The sequence below is a fragment of the Streptomyces sp. AC512_CC834 genome (assembly GCF_019049325.1).
GTDB lineage: Bacteria > Actinomycetota > Actinomycetes > Streptomycetales > Streptomycetaceae > Streptomyces.
This window is the reverse complement of record NZ_JAGMUO010000130.1, coordinates 65,976-85,613: the sequence shown is the minus strand read 5'-3', so window position 1 is coordinate 85,613 and position 19,638 is coordinate 65,976. Positions and strand designations below refer to the sequence as shown.

Here is a 19,638-nt window from a genome sequence, read left to right as displayed (position 1 = left end):
CGTTGGCTTGGGGACCATGAAGTACACGCAGCTTGGACGCACAGGACTCAAAGTCAGCCGGCTCGTCCTCGGGACGATGAACTTCGGTCCGCAGACCGACGAGGCCGACAGCCACGCGATCATGGACGCGGCGCTGGACGCCGGCATCAACCTCTTCGACACCGCCAATGTGTACGGCTGGGGCGAGAACAAGGGCCGTACCGAGGAGATCGTCGGCAACTGGTTCGCCAAGGGCGGCGACCGGCGTGACAAGACCGTCATCGCCACCAAGGTGTACGGCAACATGGGCGCCGACGGCGAGGCGTGGCCCAACCACGACAAGCTGTCCGCCGTGAACATCCGGCGTGCGGTCGACGCCAGCCTCAAGCGGCTGCGGACCGACCACATCGACCTGTACCAGTTCCACCACATCGACCGCTCCACCGGGTTCGACGAGATCTGGCAGGCCATCGACACCCTGGTCCAGCAGGGCAAGGTGCTCTACGCCGGGTCCTCGAACTTCCCCGGATACAAGATCGCGCAGGCCAACGAGACCGCCGCCCGGCGCGGCGGGACCATCGGTCTGGTCAGCGAGCAGTGCCTGTACAACCTGGCAGAGCGCCGGGCCGAGATGGAGGTGATCCCGGCCGCGCAGGAGTACGGCCTGGGCGTCATCCCGTGGTCGCCGCTGCACGGCGGGCTGCTCGGCGGGGTCATCCGGAAGGAGGTCCAGGGTGGGCGACGCGCCTCCGGGCGGGCGGCCGACACCCTGGCCGACCCCGCGGGCCGGGCGCGGATCCAGGCCTACGAGGACCTGCTCGACAAGCACGGCGTCGAGCCCGGCGAGGCCGCGCTGGCGTGGCTGCTGACCCGGCCGGGCGTGACCGGCCCGATCGTGGGCCCGCGCACCGCCGAGCAGCTCGCGTCGGCGCTGCGGGCCGTGGAGCTGGAGCTGTCGGACGAGCTGCTGGCCGGGCTCGACGAGATCTTCCCGGGGCCGGGGCCGTCGCCGGAGGCGTTCGCCTGGTAGCACGGTGAGCGGCCCTCGGCTGACCGGCCGCCCACCGGCCGGTCAGCCGAGGGCCGCCGCCATCGCCACCACGACGAGCATCAGCACGAGCACACCGGCCATGATCCGGTTACGGGTCTTCGGGTCCACGCCCCCGAGCCTAACCGGAGGCGCCGAGCGGGCTGCGGGCGACCGTCTCGTAACGGGGCTGCTCGCCCGGCACGCCGGAGTCCGGCAGGTGGCTGCGCACCAGCGCCAGCTCCGTCACGGTCCAGGTGGCGCCGGCGAAGCCCGCCAGCGCCTCGACGTAGGGCCGTACGTCGTGCGCCTCCCTGCTGCGGGCCAGGGTCAGGTGGGGCTTGTAGCGCCGGTGCTCCCCCATCTCGACGCCCGCCTTGCGCCCCGCCGACTCCGCGCGGTCGGCGAGCAGCCGCAGGGTCGCCAGGCCGCCCTCGGCACCCGCCCACAGCGCCCGGCCGCGCCCGAACTGGCCGCCGCCGTGCAGCGCCAGGTCGAAGGGCGCGGTGCGGTGGGCCGCCCGGTCCAGGCGGGCCGACAGGTCCGGTACGACGTCGTCGTCGACCTCGCCGTAGAAGGCGAGGGTGAGGTGCCACCCCGGACGACCGGTCCAGCGCAGCCCGTCCGCGCCGGGCAGCCTCCGCAACGCGGCCACCTCTGCGGCGAGGCCGACGGTGACGTCCTCGGGGGGCAGCACGGCGGCGAACAATCTCATGGAGCCACAGTCTGCCCGGGCATGACCCCGGCGCACCAGAAGTCGTTGTACCGCGCGGTTGTACGCGTCCGGAGAGGCACGACAGACATGACAGACATGATCGACAGCGGCAACGAACTCACCCTCGACGAGATGTTCGAGCGGCTGGAGAAGCTCCCCGTCCCTGAGGGTTACAAGTCGGAGATCGTCGGCGGCCATGTCTTTCTGTGGCCGCAGCGGAACACCTCATGGGACATCACCATCAACATCCTCGGACAGCTCCGCGCCGCATACCCGCACAAACGCCTGCGGTCCGACGTGCGCATGGACTGTCCGGGGCGGCTCAACGGGTTCGCTCCGGACGTGGTGGCCCTGGCCGATGGCCCGGACACCGGCCGCGACGCCGAGTTCGTCGCCGAAGTGATCACCCGTGAAACCGCCTCCAACGACTACGGCCCCAAGAAGGACGCCTATGCCGCCGCCGGCGTCCCGGTGTACCTGATCGTCGACCCGTACACCGGCGAGTGGCACCTCCACACCATCCCCAAGGACGGCAAGTACCACAGCGCCGTGAGCTTCGGCTTCGGCGAGGACATCGATCTGACCGGCACCGCCGTCGGCCTCACCCTCACGACCGACGACTTCCCCCGCGACTGACCGGGCACCGGCCTACGCCGCCGGTGCCAGCGCCTCCCGACGCTCCCGCGGCACGAAGCGGACCTGCGGGTAGCCGCGGTGCCAGCCGACCGACACGCGCAGGTTGCCGACGCGGGCCAGGATCAGGCCGATGACGAGCGCGGCGGTGGCGGCCACCGCGCCGCCCGCGGCGAAGCCGGCCCGGGCGCCGTAGGTGTCGGTGACCCAGCCGACGATCGGGGCGCCGACCGGGGAGCCGCCGAGGAAGACCATCATGTACAGGGCCATCACGCGGCCCCGCATGGCCGGGTCGGTGGACATCTGGATGCTGGTGTTGGCGGTGACGTTGACCGTCATGCTGAAGACGCCGATCGGGACCATCAGCAGCGCGAAGAGCCACAGCTCGGGTGCCGTCGACGCCACGATCTCCAGGGCGCCGAAGCCGAGGGCCGCCGCGATCAGTACGCGCAGGCGTGCCGTGCCGCGCCGGGCGGCCAGCAGGGCGCCGGCGAGGGAGCCGACGGCCATCAGGGTGTTGAAGAGGCTGTAGGCGCCCGCCCCGGCGTGGAAGACGTCGTCGGCGAAGGCGGACAGGAACACCGGGAAGTTGAAGCCGAAGGTGCCGATGAACCCGACCAGGGTGATCGTCCAGATCAGCTCGGGGCGCCCGGCGACGTAGTGCAGGCCCTCGCGGAGCTGTCCCTTGCCGCGCGGGGCGCGCTCGACGGCGTGCAGTTCACGGGCGCGCATCAGCAGCAGGCAACTGAGCGGCGCGACGAAGGACAGGCCGTTGGCGAGGAACGCCCAACCGGTGCCCACGCCTGTGATCATCAGGCCGGCGACGGCGGGGCCGACCAGGCGGGCGGACTGGAAGTTGGCCGAGTTCATGCTGACCGCGTTCGCGAGCTGGTCGCGGCCGACCAGCTCGGAGACGAAGGTCTGGCGGGCCGGGTTGTCCATGACGGTGGCCAGGCCCATGGCGAAGGCGGCGACGTAGACGTGCCAGACCTGGACGTGGCCGCTCAGGGTGAGCACGGCGAGGGCGAGCGCGGTCAGGCCCATCGCGGACTGGGTGACCAGCAGCGTGGGCCGCTTGCGCAGGCGGTCGACGAGGACGCCGCCGTAGAGGCCGAAGAGGAGCATCGGCAGGAACTGCAGGGCGGTGGTGATACCGACGGCGGCCGAGGAGCCGGTGAGGCTGAGCACCAGCCAGTCCTGGGCGATGCGCTGCATCCAGGTGCCGATGTTGGAGACGACCTGGCCGATGAAGAACAGGCGGTAGTTCCTGACCCTCAGGGAGGAGAACATCGAGGTCTTGGTCGTGCGAGGGGCGCCGGGGGTGGTCGGAGCGGTGGTCGGATCGTCGTTGCCGTCAGGTGCGGGGGCGGAAGCTGCTCCGGATCCCGTACTCAAAAGGGTTCGCCTCCTCGCGAAAACTGCTTACCGGTGTGCGAGCTTCTCCAGCACGGGGGCGGCGGCTCGCAGTTTCGCCCACTCGTCCTCGTCGAGCCCCTCGACCAGCGTGGCCAGGAACGCGTTCCGCTTGCGTCGGCTCTCGTCGAGCATGACCACGGCCTGCTCGGTCTGCGTCACGACCTTCTGGCGCCGGTCCTCGGGATGCGGCTCGAGCCGGACCAGGCCCTTGGCCTCCAGTAGCGCCACGATGCGGGTCATCGAGGGCGGCTGAACGTGTTCCTTGCGGGCCAGCTCGCCCGGGGTCGCGCGGCCGCAGAGGGAAAGGGTGCCCAGTACCGACATCTCGGTCGGGCTGAGCGACTCGTCGACGCGCTGGTGCTTGAGCCGACGGGACAACCGCATCACGGCGGAGCGCAGGGAGTTCACGGCGGCGGCGTCGTCGCCATGCTTGAGGTCCGGCATGTTCCTTAGCGTAACTCATTAGTCTGGCGAAGTACTACCGCTCAACCGCCCGCGTTCCCGTGACGCCCGCCACTGAAACCTACAGTTCACCCGTACGAGTGAGTCGTTTCCGGAAATCGGAGCATCACCCGGTCGGCGCGGGTGACCCTCGTGCCCATGGGGACCAGCGTGCTCAGCCTGCGGATGGACGGGGAGCTGCTCGACCGGCTCCGGGATCATGCGGCCAAAAGAGGAATGAGCGTCCAGGACTATGTCGTCCGGACGCTCATTCGCGATGACTTCGACGAGCGGTTCCAGTCCGCCGTGGAGGAGACGGAACGGTTCTACGGGGTCACCTGAGCGTGCCCCGCGGGCCTCACGTCAGGCCGAGGGCGGGCATCAGGTAGTAGAAGGCGAAGACCACCGACACCACGTGCATCACCACCGGGACCTCGCGGCCCCGCCCGGCCGCAAGGCGCAGCACCGAGAAGGTGATGAAGCCCATGCCGATGCCGTTGGTGATCGAGTACGTGAACGGCATCATCAGCATCGTCACGAAGGCCGGGATGGCGATCGTGAAGTCGGACCAGTCGATCTCCCTGATCGAGCCGGCCAGGATCAGGAAGCCGACCGCGATCAGCGCCGGGGTGGCCGCCTGGGACGGGACCATGGTGGCGACCGGCGTGAGGAAGAGCGCCAGGGCGAACAGACCGCCGGTGACGATGTTGGCGAAGCCGGTGCGGGCGCCCTCGCCGACGCCCGCCGTGGACTCCACGAAGCAGGTCGTGGCCGAGGCGGAACTGGCACCGCCCGCGGCGACCGCGATGCCGTCGACGAACAGGACCTTGTTGATGCCCGGCATCTGGCCCTCGCCGTCGGTCAGCTTCGCCTCGTCGCTGACGCCCATGATCGTGCCCATCGCGTCGAAGAAGCACGACAGCAGCACGGTGAAGACGAACAGCACCCCGGTCAGGACGCCGACCTTGCCGAACCCGCCGAACAGGCTGACCTCTCCCACCAGCCCGAAGTCGGGTGTGGCGACGGGGTTGCCCGGCCACTCCGGGGTCGTCAGACCCCAGGACGGGATGTCGGTGGCGGCGTTGACGATCAGCGCGATCACGGTCATCACGACGATCGAGATGAGGATGGCGCCCGGGGTCCTGCGGACGATCAGCGCGAGGGTCAGCAGCACACCGAGGACGAAGATCAGCACCGGCCAGCCGTGCAGATGGCCGCCGGTGCCGAGCTGGAGCGGCACGGTCGTCTCGGCCGCGTCGGGGATCCGGGTGACGAACCCGGAGTCGACGAGTCCGACGATCATGACGAACAGGCCGATACCGATGGAGATGGCCTTGCGCAGGCCGTAGGGCACGGCGTTCATCACGCGCTCACGCAGGCCGGTGGCGACCAGCAGCATGACGATGAAACCGGCCAGCACCACCATGCCCATGGCGTCCGGCCAGGACATCCGCGGGGCGAGCTGGAGGGCGACGACGGAGTTCACGCCGAGGCCCGCGGCCAGCGCGATCGGAACGTTGCCGATGACGCCCATCAGGAGCGTGGTGAAGGCCGCCGTCAGCGCGGTCGCGGTGACCAGTTGACCGTTGTCGAGCTGGTGGCCGTACATGTCCTTCGCGCTGCCCAGGATGATCGGGTTCAGCACGATGATGTAGGCCATCGCGAAGAAGGTGGCGAAGCCGCCGCGGATCTCGCGGGGCACGGTGCTGCCGCGCTCGGAGATCTTGAAGTAGCGGTCGAGGCCGTTCTGCGGGGGCCGCCGGTCTTCCGGCGACTCGGGGGACGGGGGAACCTTGGCGGAGGCCGAGGTGGGCATGCGGAGACCTCATCACCAACGGCAGGTTCCCCCACGGCCTCGTCGGTGTTTCTGCGCTTGGAGTTTTCTACGAAAGAAAATGGTCAGAGACAAACGGGTTCAGTATGAACGTATGAGCCAAGGATCGCTATCTCCGCGCGTAGACCCGCGTGTGGACCCGGATGGCGCCACGCCGTCAACCCGTTCGCGTCCTCCTCGTAAGCTGTACGCATGACGAAGTGGACACCCACGCACGAGGCGCCGGCGCCCCTGGAGGGGCCCGTGGTTTCGACCATCATCGGCGGCACCGTCCTCTGGTTCGTCCTCTTCCTGGTGCAGTTGCCGTTCTACGGCTGGTTCGACGACCACGGGCACACCTGGTGGGTGTGGACCTGCCTGGCCGGCGCCGGCCTCGGCCTGATCGGCATCTGGTACGTCCGGGGGCGCGACGCCGCGATCAAGCGGGACGCCGCCGCACCGGAACCACAGGCGGACCGGCCCACCGCGTAGTACCAGGGCAGCACCCCGTGTCCGCGCGTCTCGTACCCAGGTCGGATCTTCCCCGCATTGGGTGGGTGAAGCCGTAAAACCGCACGTACCGTCGAATCCATGACGCATCTCGACGCGGGCAGACTCGACCCCGCGCACCCCCTCGACGCGCCTTCGTCGCCCGCGACCGGGCTCACGGCGGCCGGGGTCGCCGAACGGATCTCGCGCGGTCAGGTCAACGACGTGCCGGTGCGCAGCAGCCGCTCACTGGCAGACATCGTCCGCGCCAACGTCTTCACCCGGTTCAACGCGATCATCGGCGTGCTCTGGGTGATCATGCTGGTCGTCGCGCCGATCCAGGACAGCCTGTTCGGCTTCGTGATCCTCGCCAACACCGGCATCGGCATCATTCAGGAGTGGCGGGCGAAGAAGACCCTCGACTCGCTGGCCCTGATCGGCGAGGTCCGGCCGACGGTGCGCCGGGACGGGAAGGCCGCCGAGGTCAGTACGTCCGAGATCGTGCTGGACGACGTCATCGAGATCGGCCCCGGGGACAAGGTCGTCGTCGACGGGGTGTGCGTCGAGGCGGACGGGCTGGAGATCGACGAGTCGCTGCTGACCGGTGAGGCCGACCCGGTCGTCAAGCAGCCCGGTGACCAGGTCATGTCCGGCAGCTTCGTGGTCGCGGGCGGCGGCGCGTTCCGGGCGACCAAGGTGGGGCGCGAGGCGTACGCGGCGCAGCTCGCCGAGGAGGCCTCCCGCTTCACGCTGGTCCAGTCCGAGCTGCGCTCCGGCATCTCCACGATCCTCAAGTACGTCACGTGGATGATGGTCCCGACCGCGATCGGCCTGATCCTCAGCCAACTGCTCGCCAAGGACAACGAGCTGGACGACTCCGTCGCGCGGACGGTCGGCGGCATCGTCCCCATGGTCCCGGAGGGCCTGGTCCTGCTCACCTCCGTCGCCTTCGCGATCGGCGTCGTCCGGCTCGGCCGCAAGCAGTGCCTCGTCCAGGAACTGCCCGCCATCGAGGGCCTGGCCCGCGTCGACACCGTCTGCCTGGACAAGACCGGCACGCTCACCGAGGGCGGCATGGACGTCACCGAACTGCGCGTGCTCGACGGCGCCGACGAACGGTACGTCCGTGCGGTGCTCGGCGCCCTCGGTGCGTCCGACCCGCGCCCGAACGCCTCCCTGAAGGCGATCATCGACGCCTACCCGGCGGACGCGGACTGGCACTGCTCCGAGTCGCTGCCCTTCTCCTCCGCCCGCAAGTACAGCGGCGCCACCTTCGACGAGGGCCACCAGGGCGAAGGCGTCACCCGTACGTGGCTGCTGGGGGCGCCGGACGTGCTGCTGGCCGAGGACGACCCCGCGCTCACCGAGACCGGGCGGCTCAACGAGCAGGGCCTGCGGGTACTGCTGCTGGCCCGCGCCACCCGCGAACTGGACGACCCCCGGGTCGCCGAGGGGGTCGCACCCAAGGCCCTCGTCGTCCTGGAGCAGCGGCTGCGCCCGGACGCCGCCGACACCCTGCGCTACTTCGCCGACCAGGACGTCCGCGCCAAGGTCATCTCCGGGGACAACGCGGTGTCCGTCGGCGCGGTGGCCGCCAAGCTCGGGCTGTCCGGGGCGACCGTCGACGCGCGCAGGCTGCCCGCCGAGCGGGAGCGGATGGCCGAGGCGCTCGACGGGGGCACGGTGTTCGGGCGGGTCACCCCGCAGCAGAAGCGGGAGATGGTGGGCGCCCTCCAGTCCAGCGGCCACACGGTCGCGATGACCGGCGACGGCGTGAACGACGTCCTGGCGCTCAAGGACGCCGACATCGGCGTGGCGATGGGTTCGGGCTCGGAGGCGACGCGGGCGGTCGCGCAGATCGTGCTGCTCAACAACAGCTTCGCGACGCTGCCGGCGGTGGTGGCCGAGGGCCGGCGCGTCATCGGCAACATCACGCGCGTGGCGACCCTGTTCCTGGTGAAGACCGTGTACTCGGTGCTGCTGGCGATCCTGGTGGTCTGCTCGCAGGTCGAGTATCCGTTCCTGCCCCGCCACCTGACCCTGCTCTCGACACTCACCATCGGCGTCCCCGCCTTCTTCCTGGCCCTCGCCCCGAACAAGGAACGGGCCAGGCCCCACTTCGTACGGCGCGTGATGCGGTACGCGATCCCGGGCGGGGTGGTGGCCGGCACGGCGACCTTCGTGACGTACCTCGTCGCGCGGAACCACTACGCCGGTCCTCATGCGCTGGACGCGGAGACGAGCGCGGCGACGCTGACGCTGTTCCTGATCTCGATGTGGGTGCTGTCGATCGTCGCCCGCCCCTACACCTGGTGGCGCGTGCTCCTGGTGGCGGCGATGGGGCTGGGCTTCCTGGTGGTGCTGGTGGTGCCGTGGCTCCAGGACTTCTTCGCGCTGAAGCTGGTGGGCGTGACCATGCCGTGGACTGCCGTCGGCATCGCGGTGGTCGGGGCGGGGGTGCTGGAGCTGATGTGGCGGTGGGTGGACCGCCGCTCCCCGGTGTGAGGTCCGTCCAAAAAGCGTGAGCACATCGGTCACCAATGTCCTCGGCACGCTCTTCTGAGCGCGCCGAGGACATTCCTACGGCAAGTGTTCACGTAATCGGCGACACCCCTAGTCGAACCAGCGGTCCCGGGCCAGTTCCTCCGTGCGGGACTCGTCCTCCAGCAGCGCCGCCACCTCGAAGCGCCGGGGCCACTGACCGGCCGCCCAGGCGAGGCCGGCCGCCACGCCCTCCAGCGTCGCCGCGTGGAGCACACCGTCGTCGGTGAGGCGCCAGTCGATCTCCACGCCGTCGACGACCAGTTCCTCGTGCTCGGTGTACGACACCGGGGTCCGGGCCCCGAGCAGCACGCGCACCGGCTCCGGTACGTCGTGCTCGGTGCCCTCGGAGTCGACCCGGCCGGTGACGGACTCGCTCAGCCGCCGCACCTGGAACAGCTCCGCCAGCTCGGCGGCCCGGGCCGGCCGGACGGGCAGCAGCGGCGTGCCGGACGTGAAGGGCAGCAGGTCCGGCGAGTCGACCACCATGGCGTCGGCGGCGTCCACGACCTCCACCCGGCCGTCGACCACGGCCCGCACCTCGTCCGGCAGGGTGACCCGATCCGGGTCCAGTTCGGCCAGCGCGCCGTACAGGGCGTGCAGTTGGGCGGCCGTGACCGGTCGGTCGGGGTCGGCGAGGCGGCCCAGGAGTTCGGCCGCGCCGCCGGGTTCGTCGAGGAGGGCGGCGACCGAGGTGCGCACGCCCAGGGCCCGCAGCACCTGTTCGTCCTCGAAGCCGCTCGCGTCGGCCTCGTCGTACAGGCCCCGCAGCAGCGGGTCGCCGCCCGCCGCGCGCAGACCGGCCGGGCGGCGTCCGCCGAGCACCGGGTGCCCGCGCAGCCACCACGCGGTGTACGGCCGTACGACCTCGTGGGTGCCGTCGGGCAGCAGGACGCGCACCGGCTGCACGAGCGCGTCGCGCAGGGGCGGCCGGGACAGCAGGGCGAGGGCCTCGGGCCACCGGTCGTCGTCCACGAGGTCGAGGTCGCGCACGGCGACGATCTCGGTGGCGACCGGCGGGACGGGGGTGTCCGGGAAGCGGTCGAGGACGTCCTCGCTCCACACGTCCACGGCGTCCAGCAGTCCCGCGTCGTCCGGTTCGGCGAAGTCTCCCTCGCGGGGCTCCAGTTCGTCGGGGTCCAGGACGACGTCGGTGGCGCGGACGAGGGCGAAGGTGACGAGGACGCCGCAGGCGGCCAGCGGCTCGGGGCCCCACTTCCCGGCGAGTTCCGCGTCCACGGCGGCGAGTTCGTCCTCGCGCATGACCTGGGCGAACGGGCTGCCGGGGAGGACGAGTTCGCCCGCCGGGGAGAGTTCGCCGTCCTCGTCGGGCAGGGCGAGCGCGCCCAGCCAGGGCTCGTCCCCGGGGTCGAGTCCGGCGTCGCGGACCAGGCCGAGGACGGTGTCGGCCAGTTCCTCGGCGTCCAGGGCGTCCTCCTCCCAGTTCGCGGCGCCCTCGTCGTCGAGGGAGGCGGCGACGGCGGCCCGGACCTGCGGGGTGGTGAGCACGGCTCGCGGGGTGGCCGGGAGGGCGCCGAGCTTCTCCAGCAGCGGGTGCGCGGCGTCCGGGTGGGCGACCTTCAGACCGAGGCGGGTGAGGACCTCCGGGTCCAGGGAGGCGGCGTCCGGGGAGGGCAGCAGCACCTGCCGGGGGCCGATGGCCGTACGCGCTCCCCCGCCGCCGAAAGCCTGCGATGTGCCGCCGGCGAGCGGCACGGGCAGCCCGGACAGCCGGTCCGGGTCGACCCCGGCGAGGCTGTCGTAGAGCCGCCGCCACCAGCCGGGGTCCTTCTCCAGACCGGCCAGCCGGTCGACCGCCTCGGTCAGCGGCACCCGGGCCACGCCCAGCGTGCGCAGTTCGGCGCGGCGCTCCAGTCCGGCGGGCAGCAGCGTCGGCAGCACCTCGGCGAGGACCCGCACGGTGTCGGCGCCCGCGCCCTCCACCACCTCGGCGTCGCGGGGCCGCAGGGACTCCGGCAGGTCGTCGTCGTCCTCCACGTGCCGGTCCTCGGAGGGGACGGCGGGGGGCAGGAAGGAGGTGCGCGGCAGCCGGTCGAGGATGGACTGCCGCAGCGCGCCGTCCAGTTCGCCCCGGCCCAGCGCTCCGGGCACCAGGTCGATGAGGCCGACGCCGACCGGCCGCCAGTCGGCGAGCAGCCCGGCGTAGGCGTCGGCCGCCCGTTCCGTCAGGAAGTCGGTCAGCGGGCCGCTCGCGGTGTGCCGGCGGGTGGTGTCCAGCGGGAACGACGCGATGAGCAGGGCGGGCACGCCGAGGGGCTCGTCGCTGGGGGTCGGGGCATGCACGACGGGGCTGGTGCGGGGGCGCGCGGGGGAGCCGTCGGCGTCGACGGGCACCGCCCAGGTCACCGACCAGTGGGGGCGCAGCCGCTCCTCCACGGGGCGGTCGGCGAGCAGGTCGGGGGTGAGGGGCCCGTGCGCGGCGGCGGTGCGCCAGCGGGTGACGCCCTCGCGGGAGTCCTCGACGACGGTCAGGGAGTCCTCGGTGCGGCGGGAGAGGGTGCGTACGTCGTCCCCCACCTCGACCACCACCTCTTCCAGGCCCGGCAGGGCGAGGAGCAGCGCGTCGTCGACGGCGTGCAGGAGCCGTTCGGCGAGGTCGGCGGCGGCCGTGTCGCGGAGCGGGAGGATGACGGCCGTGTCGTACGGGTCGGGCGCGCTGCCCTCGGCGGGCAACGGCAGCCGCAGCAGCGGCACATGCCCGTCGCGCCGCCGGATCTCGTCCCCGAGACCGGGACCGTGCCGGGCGGCGTCGGCATCGCCCTCGGCCGGGGAGCGGCCCGCCCCGCCGGGCCGGGCGGCGTCGGCGGCCAGGTCACGCGCCTCGGCCAGCGACCAGCGCACCCCGCCGTGCCGACCGACAACGGCGGGCTCATCGGTAACGGCCAGCACAGCGGCGAACCCAACCCCGAACCGCCCGACCGAGCCAACCGGGCCGCCTGGGCCGCCCGAATCGCCCGAGCCAGCCGGGCCGACCCCGAACCGGCCGCCCGAGCCGGCCGGGCCCACCGAACCGCGCGGTCCGCCCGAACCGCCCGAGCCCACCGAGCCAGCCGAGCCGCCCGAACCAGCGGGACCCACCGAGCCGGCCGGGCCGCCCGAACCAGCCGGACCCACCGAACCGCCTGAACCGCCCGAGCCCACCGAGCCAGCCGAGCCGCCCGAACCGACCGAGCCTGCCGGGCCGCCTGAAGGGACCGAGCCCACTGGGCCTGCCGAGCCGCCCGAACCAGCGGGACCCACCGAGCTGGCCGGGCCGCCCGAACCAGCCGGACCCACCGAACCGCCTGAACCGCCCGAGCCCACCGAGCCTGCCGGGCCGCCCGAACCGACCGAGCCTGCCGGGCCGCCTGAAGGGACCGAGCCCACTGGGCCTGCCGGGCCTGCCGGGCCGCCCGAGCCCACCGAGCCGCCCGAACCAGCCGGGCCCAACGAACCGTCCGAACCCACCGGACCGCCCGAACCAGCCGGACCGCCCGAACCGACCGAGCCCACCGGGCCTGCCGGGCGGCCCGGACCGCCCGAGCCCACCGGGCCGCCCGACCCGTCCCCCGCGTCCCGCTTGGCGGAGGCGCGCAGGGTGGACAGGGACTCGACTCCGGTCGCGTCCAGCGGGGCGCCGGTGTTGGCGGCGACGAGGACGCCGTCGCGCAGGGTGAGCCGGAGCCGGCCGGGTACTCCGGCGCGTGCGGCGGCGTCGGCGGCGTTCTGCGCGAGTTCGACGACCAGCCGGTCGCGGTAGCCGCCGAGGACGAGGTCCTCCTCCGCGTTGGCGTCCTCACGGAACCGGGCCGGGCTCGTCGCCCAGGCGTCCAGCACCCCGCGCCGCAGACGTGCCGTACCGAACGGGTCCGCGCCCTCGGCGGCAGGCCGTACGAACATGCTCACGGTGACTCTCCTCATCGACGGACCACGAAGGTACCGCCCCGGCACTCACCGACTGGACCGCCGAGGGCACACCTGTCACAGAGGCCGGCATCATTCAGCCCGTCCGGCGATTGAGGACGAGGCCGTCAAGGCCGACGGGGGTCTGGGGGCGCAGCCCCCAGGGACCCCGGCCACCCACGAACCCGCACCCTACGAATGCCCCAGCTCCGCCGACGCCTGGTCCTCGGTCACCGGGACCGACCCCGAGTCGGCGGCCGGCCGCAGCGGGAACGGATCCACCCGCGTCTCGTCGATCACCGGCGGAGCCACCCGCGGCGGCTTCGGCATGACCGCCGCCTCCGAGTGCCCGCCGCACCCGTAGGCGAGCGACACCACGTGGCCGTCGGCCGGGGAGAACTCGTTGGCGCACACCCCGAAGGCCTGCCCGAGCGAGCCGCCGATCCGGGCCAGGAAGCCGCAACTGTCGCAGGAGGCGGGGGCAGCCTGGGCCATCGCGGTCTTCGGGCCGTAGCCGTCCTCCCAGCGGTCCGCGGCGACATGCAGCCCGTACCGGGACAGCACCCGGGTGCGGCGCAGGCCCAGCTCCTCGGCGACCGCCGAGATCGTGCCGCGGGCCGGGACGGTCGACAGCTCGGCGGGCCGCCCGGCGGTCACCTCGGCGTCCTCGGCCTCGACCAGGTCGGCCATCTCGTGGGAGACGGCGGAGTTCGGCGGCGGCTCGTCCTCGCCGGTCCAGCCGGGCTCGAGACGCAGATCCTCCGCGTCGGTGGGCAGCAGGTCGCCGGGTCCCATGTCGCCGGGGCGCAGCCGCTCGCTCCACGGCACCCACTCGGGCGCGAGCAGCGCGTCGGGGCCGGGCAGCAGCACCGCCTCGTCCACCGTGACGATCTTGGCGCGGGAGGCACGGGCCACGGTCACGGCCCAGCGCCAGCCCCGGTACCCCAGCTCCTTGCAGGCGAAGTGGTGGGTGACGACCCGGTCGCCCTCCGACACCAGGCCCTCGTGCTCGCCGACGACGCCGGGGGCGGCGGCCTCCTCGGCTGCGGCGCGGGCGAGGTCGACGGCCTCGGCACACAGGCGGTCAGGGGTGCGGCTTCGCGTTGTCGCTGCGCTCACAGGTATCGCTTCTCTCCATACGCCGTCTCACGAGTGCACCGCTGTGTGCGAGGGGCGGACGGAGCGGACCTGTGGACCGCGTCGACGTCCGCGCCCGATCGCGCTCGGGCGCACCTACGTCATCCATTATCCATTCTGCGGGATGGCCGTACGGCGCGCGGCCGAGAACGTTCGCCACGGCGCGCTAGGCACGCTACCTGCTCAGGTGCGCTGGGCCTACACCGACGGGAGTTTCGGCGGGGTACGGACCGGTGTTTCCCCGGTGTCTCCCCCGGTGTTTCCCGGCGGCGTCACCCGACTCGGTCACAGCGATCACCGCCATCCGTGCCCCATCGGCGCTACAGCCGCCGCCGACGGGGCACTATGACGGGGTGGCAGCCGCACGGACGGAGTTCAAGCGCGGGAGCCGGTGGCGCGGCCCCGGCTCCCGGTTCCGTGCCGTCGGCCGGGCCCTGCGCCTGCCGGTGACCGGTACCGCGCGCGGCATCCGCCGGGCGACGCACGCGCACGGCGCGGGCGAGTCGGGCCTCGGCAAACTGATCGAGCTGCACGGGGTGAACGGCGCGGGCGACGTGATGATCACCGTCGCGCTCGCCTCCACCGTCTTCTTCTCCGTCCCCACCGACGAGGCGCGCGGCCGGGTCGCGCTGTACCTCGCCATCACCATGGCGCCGTTCACACTCCTCGCGCCGGTGATCGGCCCGCTCCTCGACCGGCTGCCGCACGGCCGCCGCGCGGCGATGGCGGCCGCGATGGCCGCCCGGGCACTGCTCGCGCTGGTGCTGTCGGCGGCCGTCGTCACCGGCGGCATCGAGCTGTACCCGGCCGCGCTCGGCGTGCTGGTCGCCTCGAAGGCGTACGGCGTGGTCAGAAGCGCGGTGGTGCCGCGGCTGCTGCCGCCCCGCATCTCCCTGGTGAAGGCGAACTCGCGGGTCACGCTGTGCGGGCTGCTGGCCACCGGCGTCGCCGCGCCGATCGGCGCGGGGCTCCAGCAGGTCGGGCCGCGGTGGCCGCTGTACGGCGCGTTCGTGATCTTCGTCGCGGGGACCGTGCTGTCGTTCACGCTGCCGCGGAAGGTGGATTCGGCGCGCGGCGAGGACCGGGCCCTGCTCGCCGCGGACGAGGACCACCTGCCCGGACCGCTGCGCAAGCGGGGCAAGCGCCCGGGGCTGCGCACGGTGGGCCCGGCGGTGACGCACGCGCTGGCCGCCAACGCCGCGATCCGCTGCCTGAGCGGCTTCCTGATCTTCTTCCTGGCCTTCCTGCTGCGCGTGCACCCGATGACCGGGCAGAGCGCGGCGGTGTCGCTGGGGATCGTGGGCGTCGCGGCCGGCGCGGGCAACGCGCTGGGCACGGCGGTCGGCGCTTGGCTGCGCTCCCGGGCGCCGGAGATCATCATCGTGACCGTCGTCGTGATCGTGCTGGGCGCGGCGGTGGTGGCCGCGGTGTTCTTCAGCACCGTCCTGGTGGCGTGCCTGGCCGCGGTCGCCGGGTTCGCGCAGGCGCTCGCGAAGCTGTCCCTGGACGCGCTGATCCAGCGGGACGTGCCGGAACAGGTCCGCACCTCGGCGTTCGCCCGCTCGGAGACACTGCTCCAGGTCTCCTGGGTGCTCGGCGGCGCCGTCGGCATCGTGCTGCCGCTCAACGGCACGCTGGGCCTGGCGGTGGCCGCCGCGATCATCGCCGCCGGGTGGCTGACGACCGTACGGGGGCTGATCGACTCGGCGCGGCACGGGAGGCCCGCACGGCCGAGGGTGGCGTGATCACGCCACGCCGTACCCAGGTGGGGGGCGGGCCGGGAGCGCCGTATAGCCTTCGCCCATGACCACGTTGCCCCGCGGCACCGCCGCTATCGGACACGGCGCTGTGCGGCGCCGCCGCGCCGTCGCCGCCGCCGGCGCCGTATCCGCCGGACTGCTCCTGCTGTCCGCCTGTGACGAGCCGACCCCGGTTTCGACGATCACGGTCGGCAGTGACTCGGTCACCTCCGATGCCACCTGCGGCGGCGAGGGCGAGACCCTGTCCGCCGACGAGATCACGAAGTGCCTGGACGACAAGGACGCGAAGACCATCACGGTCGACCAGGACGAGACCGTGCGGTTCGGCGTCGACCCGGACATCGCGGACAAGCACTGGACGATCCTGATGAACGGTCAGCAGTTGGTCGAGGACAGCGACAAGACCTACCGCACCGTGCCGGGCAGCGTGTTCTTCAACGCCCAGTACGGCGCCCAGGGCGACTCGACGAACGTCGCCGTGGCGGCCCGCGACGGCAAGGAAGGCAGCGAGAAGGTCACCGGTGTGTGGGTCTTCGAGCTGAAGAAGGACTGACCACGTCCTCCGCGCACATCCTCGTGGCCACCGCGGTCCCCGCCGAACGGGACGCGGTGGCCCGGGCGTTCCCGGAGCCCGGCGCCCAGGTGCTGCCCCGTCCCGGGATCGTCCTGCACCGGCTGCCGGGCGGCTGGGACCTGCTGGACGCCGGGGTGGGCCCCGCCCGCGCCGCCGCCTCCACGGCCGCCGCGCTGACCGCCGCGGCCCTCGACGGCTCGCCCTACGACCTGGTCGTCTCGGCCGGCATCGGCGGCGGCTTCGCACCGGACGCGCCCGCCGGCTCGCTCGTCGGCTCGCTCGTCGTCGCCGACGCGATCACCGCGGCCGACCTGGGCGCCGAGACCGCGGACGGCTTCCTGCCGGTCACCGAGCTCGGCTTCGGCACCGTCACCCACCACCCGCCCGCCGGTCTCGTCGCCGCCGTCGCCACCGCGACCGGGGCCCGCCCCGGCACCGTCCTGACCGGGTCCACCGTCACCGGCACCGCCGAACGCGCCGCGCTGCTGCGCGCCCGCCACCCGCGTGCCCTGGCCGAGGCGATGGAGGGGTTCGGCGTCGCCGAGGCCGCCGCCGCGCACGGCGTGCCCGTGCTGGAACTGCGCGCCGTCTCCAACCCGGTCGGCCCGCGCGACCGCGCCGCCTGGCGCATCGGCGAGGCGCTCACGGCACTGACGGACGCCTTCGGGAAGCTCGCACCCGTCCTCAGGAGTTGGACCCCCCATGACTGACACGACCGACACGACTGACACGACCGCCGAGCCCCTGCGGATCGCGTACTCCCCCTGCCCGAACGACACCTTCGTCTTCGACGCCCTGGCCCACGGCCGGGTCCCGGACGCCCCCGCTCTCGACGTGACGTTCGCGGACATCGACATCACCAACGGCATGGCCGAGCGCGGCGAGCTCGACGTTCTGAAGGTGTCCTACGCCGTCCTGCCGTACGTCCTCGACGACTACGCCCTGCTGCCCTGCGGAGGCGCGCTGGGCCGGGGCTGCGGGCCGCTGGTGCTGACCCGGGAGGCGGACGCGGACCTGCGCGGGCGCACGGTCGCGGTGCCCAGCGAGACGTCGACGGCGTACCTGCTGTTCCGCCTCTGGGCGGCCGACACGGTGCCCGGCGGTGGGGTCGGCGAGATCGTGGTCATGCCCTTCCACGAGATCATGCCCGCCGTGCGGGACGGGAAGGTCGACGCGGGCCTGGTGATCCACGAGGCCCGCTTCACGTACCAAAACTACGGGCTGCACAAGCTCGCCGACATGGGCGAGCACTGGGAGCACACCACGGGGCTGCCGATCCCGCTGGGCGCGATCATCGCCCGGCGTGCGCTGGGCGAGGAGACGCTGACCCGGCTCGCCGATGCGGTCCGCCGCTCGGTCCGCGCGGCCTGGGACGACCCGGACGTGTCCCGGCCGTACGTCATGGAGCACGCGCAGGAGATGGACCCGGCCGTCGCCGACCAGCACATCGGGCTGTACGTCAACGAGTTCACGGCCGACCTCGGCGAGGACGGCTACGCGGCGGTCCGGGGCCTGCTGACCCGCGCGGCGGCCGAGGGACTGGTACCGGCCCTCGGCCCGGACGCGCTGGCGTTTCCCTAGCGAACCCCGTTGATCAGACGTCCAGTTGGTCGGCGACCGCGCGGAGCAGCCCGGCGATCTTCTTGCCGGCGGTCTTCTCGGGGTAGCGGCCGCGCTCCAGCATCGGCGTGATGTTCTCCAGGAGGGTCGTCAGGTCCTGCACGATGGAGGCCAGCTCGTCCGGCTTCTTGCGCTGCGCGGCCGCGACCGAGGGCGCCGGGTCAAGGAGGGTGAGGGACAGTGCCTGGTCGCCGCGCTGTCCGGCGACCACACCGAACTCGACGCGCTGCCCCGGCTTCAGTGCCTCGACTCCGGCGGGGAGGACCGAGGAATGCACGAAGACGTCACCGCCGTCGTCGCGGGAGAGGAAGCCGAAGCCCTTCTCGCTGTTGAACCACTTGACCTTGCCGCTAGGCATGCCTGCCCTCGTCCTCGTACTCGTCGGAAAACTGCTCGGAAACGGCTCTGGATAGCACTTGGGCGGGTCGTCGCGACCCGCCGGTACCAAGGCTAATGGTGTTCAAGCCGGTGACAAGACGTCCCCCGGCTGTTCCCCAGACCTGGGAACTACCCTGGTCGGGTGCGTGACAAAACCCGAACGAATTCCGCCGCGCCCGGTGACCGACTGATCCGCGCCGGTGCGATCGTCTTCTTCATCGGAACCGTGGCCACTCTGGTCACCGTGGCCCCGCTGCTGCTGGGGACGACGCCCTTTCCCACCTACATGTTCTTGCTGAGCATGCTGATGGGAGTGGGCTTCCTGATCGCCGGGGCGGGGGTGCTCCGGTCGGCGGCGGCCGGGCGGCGTCAGGCGCGCGCCGCGGCCGGTCCTCCGGCGTCCCCGTCCCCATCCCCGTCGCCCTCGCCGTCGCGGTAGGCCGCGAGCCACTTCGGGAATCCGGTGAGGTCGGCCAGGACCACGTCCGCGCCGGCCGCGCGCAGCTCCCCGGCGTCGCACGGCCCGCTGGCCACGGCGACGGAACGGGCGCCCGCGGCGCGGGCCCCGCGTACGTCGCCCACGTGGTCGCCGACGTACACGTCCGCGTCGTGCTCGCGCAGCGCGACGGCCTTCTGCTCGGCCCACAGGCCGCCGATCACGGCGTCCGGCTCGATACCGAGGTGCGCCAGGTGCAGCTTGGCGTTCGGCTCGTACTTGGCGGTGACGACGACCGCTCGCCCACCGGCCTCGCGTACGGCGGCCACGGCCTCCCGGGCGCCGGGCAGCACGAGCGTGGGCTCGATCGCGTACGCGGGGTATATCTCCCGGTACAGGTCGGCGACGGCCGGGATCTCCTCGGCCGGGAACCAGTTGGCCAGCTCCTCGGCCAGCGGCGGCCCGAGCCGCGTCACGGCCAGGTCGGCGTCGATGTACGTCCCCGTCCGCGCGCTCAGCTCGAGGTAGCAGGCGTGGATGCCGGGCCGGGAGTCGATCAGCGTCATGTCGAGATCGAAGCCGACGGTGGGCGCGGGGCGGGTGGATGAGGCCATGGGGTCCATTGTGCCGGGCCCCTGACGGCTGCTCGCGGGGCACCCGGTCCGACCTGGGTGAAGAGGGTGGAGAGGGTGGAGAGGGGTGTGGTCCGGGGCGGAGGCGGACCGCATGCCGCCCTGCGGGGGCGAGGGACACCGGGGACTGCCGCACCGCAGGGG

18 protein-coding genes are annotated in these 19,638 nt (G+C 72.6%); 10 read left to right on the top strand and 8 right to left on the bottom strand.

Annotation, left to right across the window (positions count from 1 at the left end; genetic code table 11):
- The first annotated feature begins 16 nt into the window (after positions 1-16).
- On the top strand, positions 17-1,009 hold the full coding sequence (locus KUM40_RS40040) for an aldo/keto reductase (RefSeq protein WP_217171314.1): 993 nt from the start codon (positions 17-19) through the stop codon (positions 1,007-1,009).
- A 139-nt stretch (positions 1,010-1,148) separates the two neighbouring features.
- Here the strand turns inward: KUM40_RS40040 and thpR are convergent, their stop codons facing one another.
- Entirely contained in the window at positions 1,149-1,721 is a 573-nt protein-coding gene (thpR, locus tag KUM40_RS40035) for an RNA 2',3'-cyclic phosphodiesterase (RefSeq protein WP_217171313.1), read from the bottom strand.
- Between the two features lie 96 nt (positions 1,722-1,817).
- Here thpR and KUM40_RS40030 point away from each other — a divergent pair, with 96 nt between their 5' ends.
- The gene (locus KUM40_RS40030) at positions 1,818-2,357 is read left to right on the top strand and encodes a Uma2 family endonuclease (protein WP_217171434.1); all 540 of its coding nucleotides are present in this window, start codon (positions 1,818-1,820) and stop codon (positions 2,355-2,357) included.
- A 12-nt stretch (positions 2,358-2,369) separates the two neighbouring features.
- On the opposite strand, the gene KUM40_RS40025 is transcribed toward KUM40_RS40030, so the two are convergent.
- Together KUM40_RS40025 and KUM40_RS40020 are read right to left on the bottom strand one after the other, a co-directional pair.
- Positions 2,370-3,749, bottom strand: a complete 1,380-nt coding sequence (locus tag KUM40_RS40025) for an MFS transporter (RefSeq protein WP_217171312.1) — start codon at positions 3,747-3,749, stop codon at positions 2,370-2,372.
- A gap of 27 nt (positions 3,750-3,776) precedes the next feature.
- The gene (locus tag KUM40_RS40020; protein ID WP_217171311.1) at positions 3,777-4,214 is read right to left on the bottom strand and encodes a MarR family winged helix-turn-helix transcriptional regulator; all 438 of its coding nucleotides are present in this window, start codon (positions 4,212-4,214) and stop codon (positions 3,777-3,779) included.
- Positions 4,215-4,364: 150 nt separating this feature from the next.
- On the opposite strand from KUM40_RS40020, the gene KUM40_RS40015 reads away from it, so the two are divergent.
- Entirely contained in the window at positions 4,365-4,553 is a 189-nt protein-coding gene (locus tag KUM40_RS40015) for a hypothetical protein (protein WP_031038097.1), read from the top strand.
- Positions 4,554-4,569: 16 nt separating this feature from the next.
- On the opposite strand, the gene KUM40_RS40010 is transcribed toward KUM40_RS40015, so the two are convergent.
- On the bottom strand, positions 4,570-6,027 hold the full coding sequence (locus KUM40_RS40010) for an NCS2 family permease (RefSeq protein WP_217171310.1): 1,458 nt from the start codon (positions 6,025-6,027) through the stop codon (positions 4,570-4,572).
- A gap of 210 nt (positions 6,028-6,237) precedes the next feature.
- Between KUM40_RS40010 and KUM40_RS40005 the strand changes: the two genes are divergently transcribed.
- Both KUM40_RS40005 and KUM40_RS40000 read left to right on the top strand, forming a co-directional pair.
- Entirely contained in the window at positions 6,238-6,516 is a 279-nt protein-coding gene (locus KUM40_RS40005) for a DUF2530 domain-containing protein (RefSeq protein WP_217171309.1), read from the top strand.
- A gap of 99 nt (positions 6,517-6,615) precedes the next feature.
- Positions 6,616-9,018: a cation-translocating P-type ATPase gene (locus KUM40_RS40000; protein WP_217171308.1), complete on the top strand. Its 2,403-nt coding sequence runs from the start codon at positions 6,616-6,618 to the stop codon at positions 9,016-9,018.
- A gap of 108 nt (positions 9,019-9,126) precedes the next feature.
- Here the strand turns inward: KUM40_RS40000 and KUM40_RS39995 are convergent, their stop codons facing one another.
- Entirely contained in the window at positions 9,127-12,954 is a 3,828-nt protein-coding gene (locus tag KUM40_RS39995; protein ID WP_374227468.1) for a molecular chaperone Hsp90, read from the bottom strand.
- Between the two features lie 195 nt (positions 12,955-13,149).
- The gene (locus KUM40_RS39985; protein WP_217171307.1) at positions 13,150-14,076 is read right to left on the bottom strand and encodes a DUF3027 domain-containing protein; all 927 of its coding nucleotides are present in this window, start codon (positions 14,074-14,076) and stop codon (positions 13,150-13,152) included.
- A 371-nt stretch (positions 14,077-14,447) separates the two neighbouring features.
- On the opposite strand from KUM40_RS39985, the gene KUM40_RS39980 reads away from it, so the two are divergent.
- From KUM40_RS39980 to KUM40_RS39965, 4 genes are read left to right on the top strand one after another with little or no spacing between them, the layout of a single operon-like run.
- Entirely contained in the window at positions 14,448-15,839 is a 1,392-nt protein-coding gene (locus KUM40_RS39980) for an MFS transporter (protein ID WP_217171306.1), read from the top strand.
- Between the two features lie 58 nt (positions 15,840-15,897).
- Positions 15,898-16,407: a DUF2771 domain-containing protein gene (locus KUM40_RS39975; protein ID WP_217171305.1), complete on the top strand. Its 510-nt coding sequence runs from the start codon at positions 15,898-15,900 to the stop codon at positions 16,405-16,407.
- Positions 16,408-16,430: 23 nt separating this feature from the next.
- Positions 16,431-17,138: a futalosine hydrolase gene (locus KUM40_RS39970; RefSeq protein WP_217171433.1), complete on the top strand. Its 708-nt coding sequence runs from the start codon at positions 16,431-16,433 to the stop codon at positions 17,136-17,138.
- Positions 17,131-18,009 (top strand): 1,4-dihydroxy-6-naphthoate synthase, encoded by an 879-nt coding sequence (locus KUM40_RS39965; RefSeq protein WP_217171304.1) that lies wholly within the window; start codon positions 17,131-17,133, stop codon positions 18,007-18,009. The genes KUM40_RS39970 and KUM40_RS39965 overlap by 8 nt, the downstream gene beginning before the upstream one ends.
- A gap of 13 nt (positions 18,010-18,022) precedes the next feature.
- Here the strand turns inward: KUM40_RS39965 and KUM40_RS42300 are convergent, their stop codons facing one another.
- A complete protein-coding gene (locus tag KUM40_RS42300) occupies positions 18,023-18,406 on the bottom strand; it encodes a cold-shock protein (RefSeq protein WP_217171303.1) in 384 nt (127 codons plus the stop codon).
- Positions 18,407-18,568: 162 nt separating this feature from the next.
- Here KUM40_RS42300 and KUM40_RS41970 point away from each other — a divergent pair, with 162 nt between their 5' ends.
- Complete coding sequence (locus KUM40_RS41970; RefSeq protein WP_308401341.1) at positions 18,569-18,865, top strand: hypothetical protein; 297 nt, start codon at positions 18,569-18,571, stop codon at positions 18,863-18,865.
- On the opposite strand, the gene KUM40_RS39955 is transcribed toward KUM40_RS41970, so the two are convergent.
- Complete coding sequence (locus KUM40_RS39955; RefSeq protein WP_217171302.1) at positions 18,796-19,476, bottom strand: HAD family hydrolase; 681 nt, start codon at positions 19,474-19,476, stop codon at positions 18,796-18,798. The genes KUM40_RS41970 and KUM40_RS39955 overlap by 70 nt on opposite strands.
- Positions 19,477-19,638 lie beyond the last annotated feature (162 nt).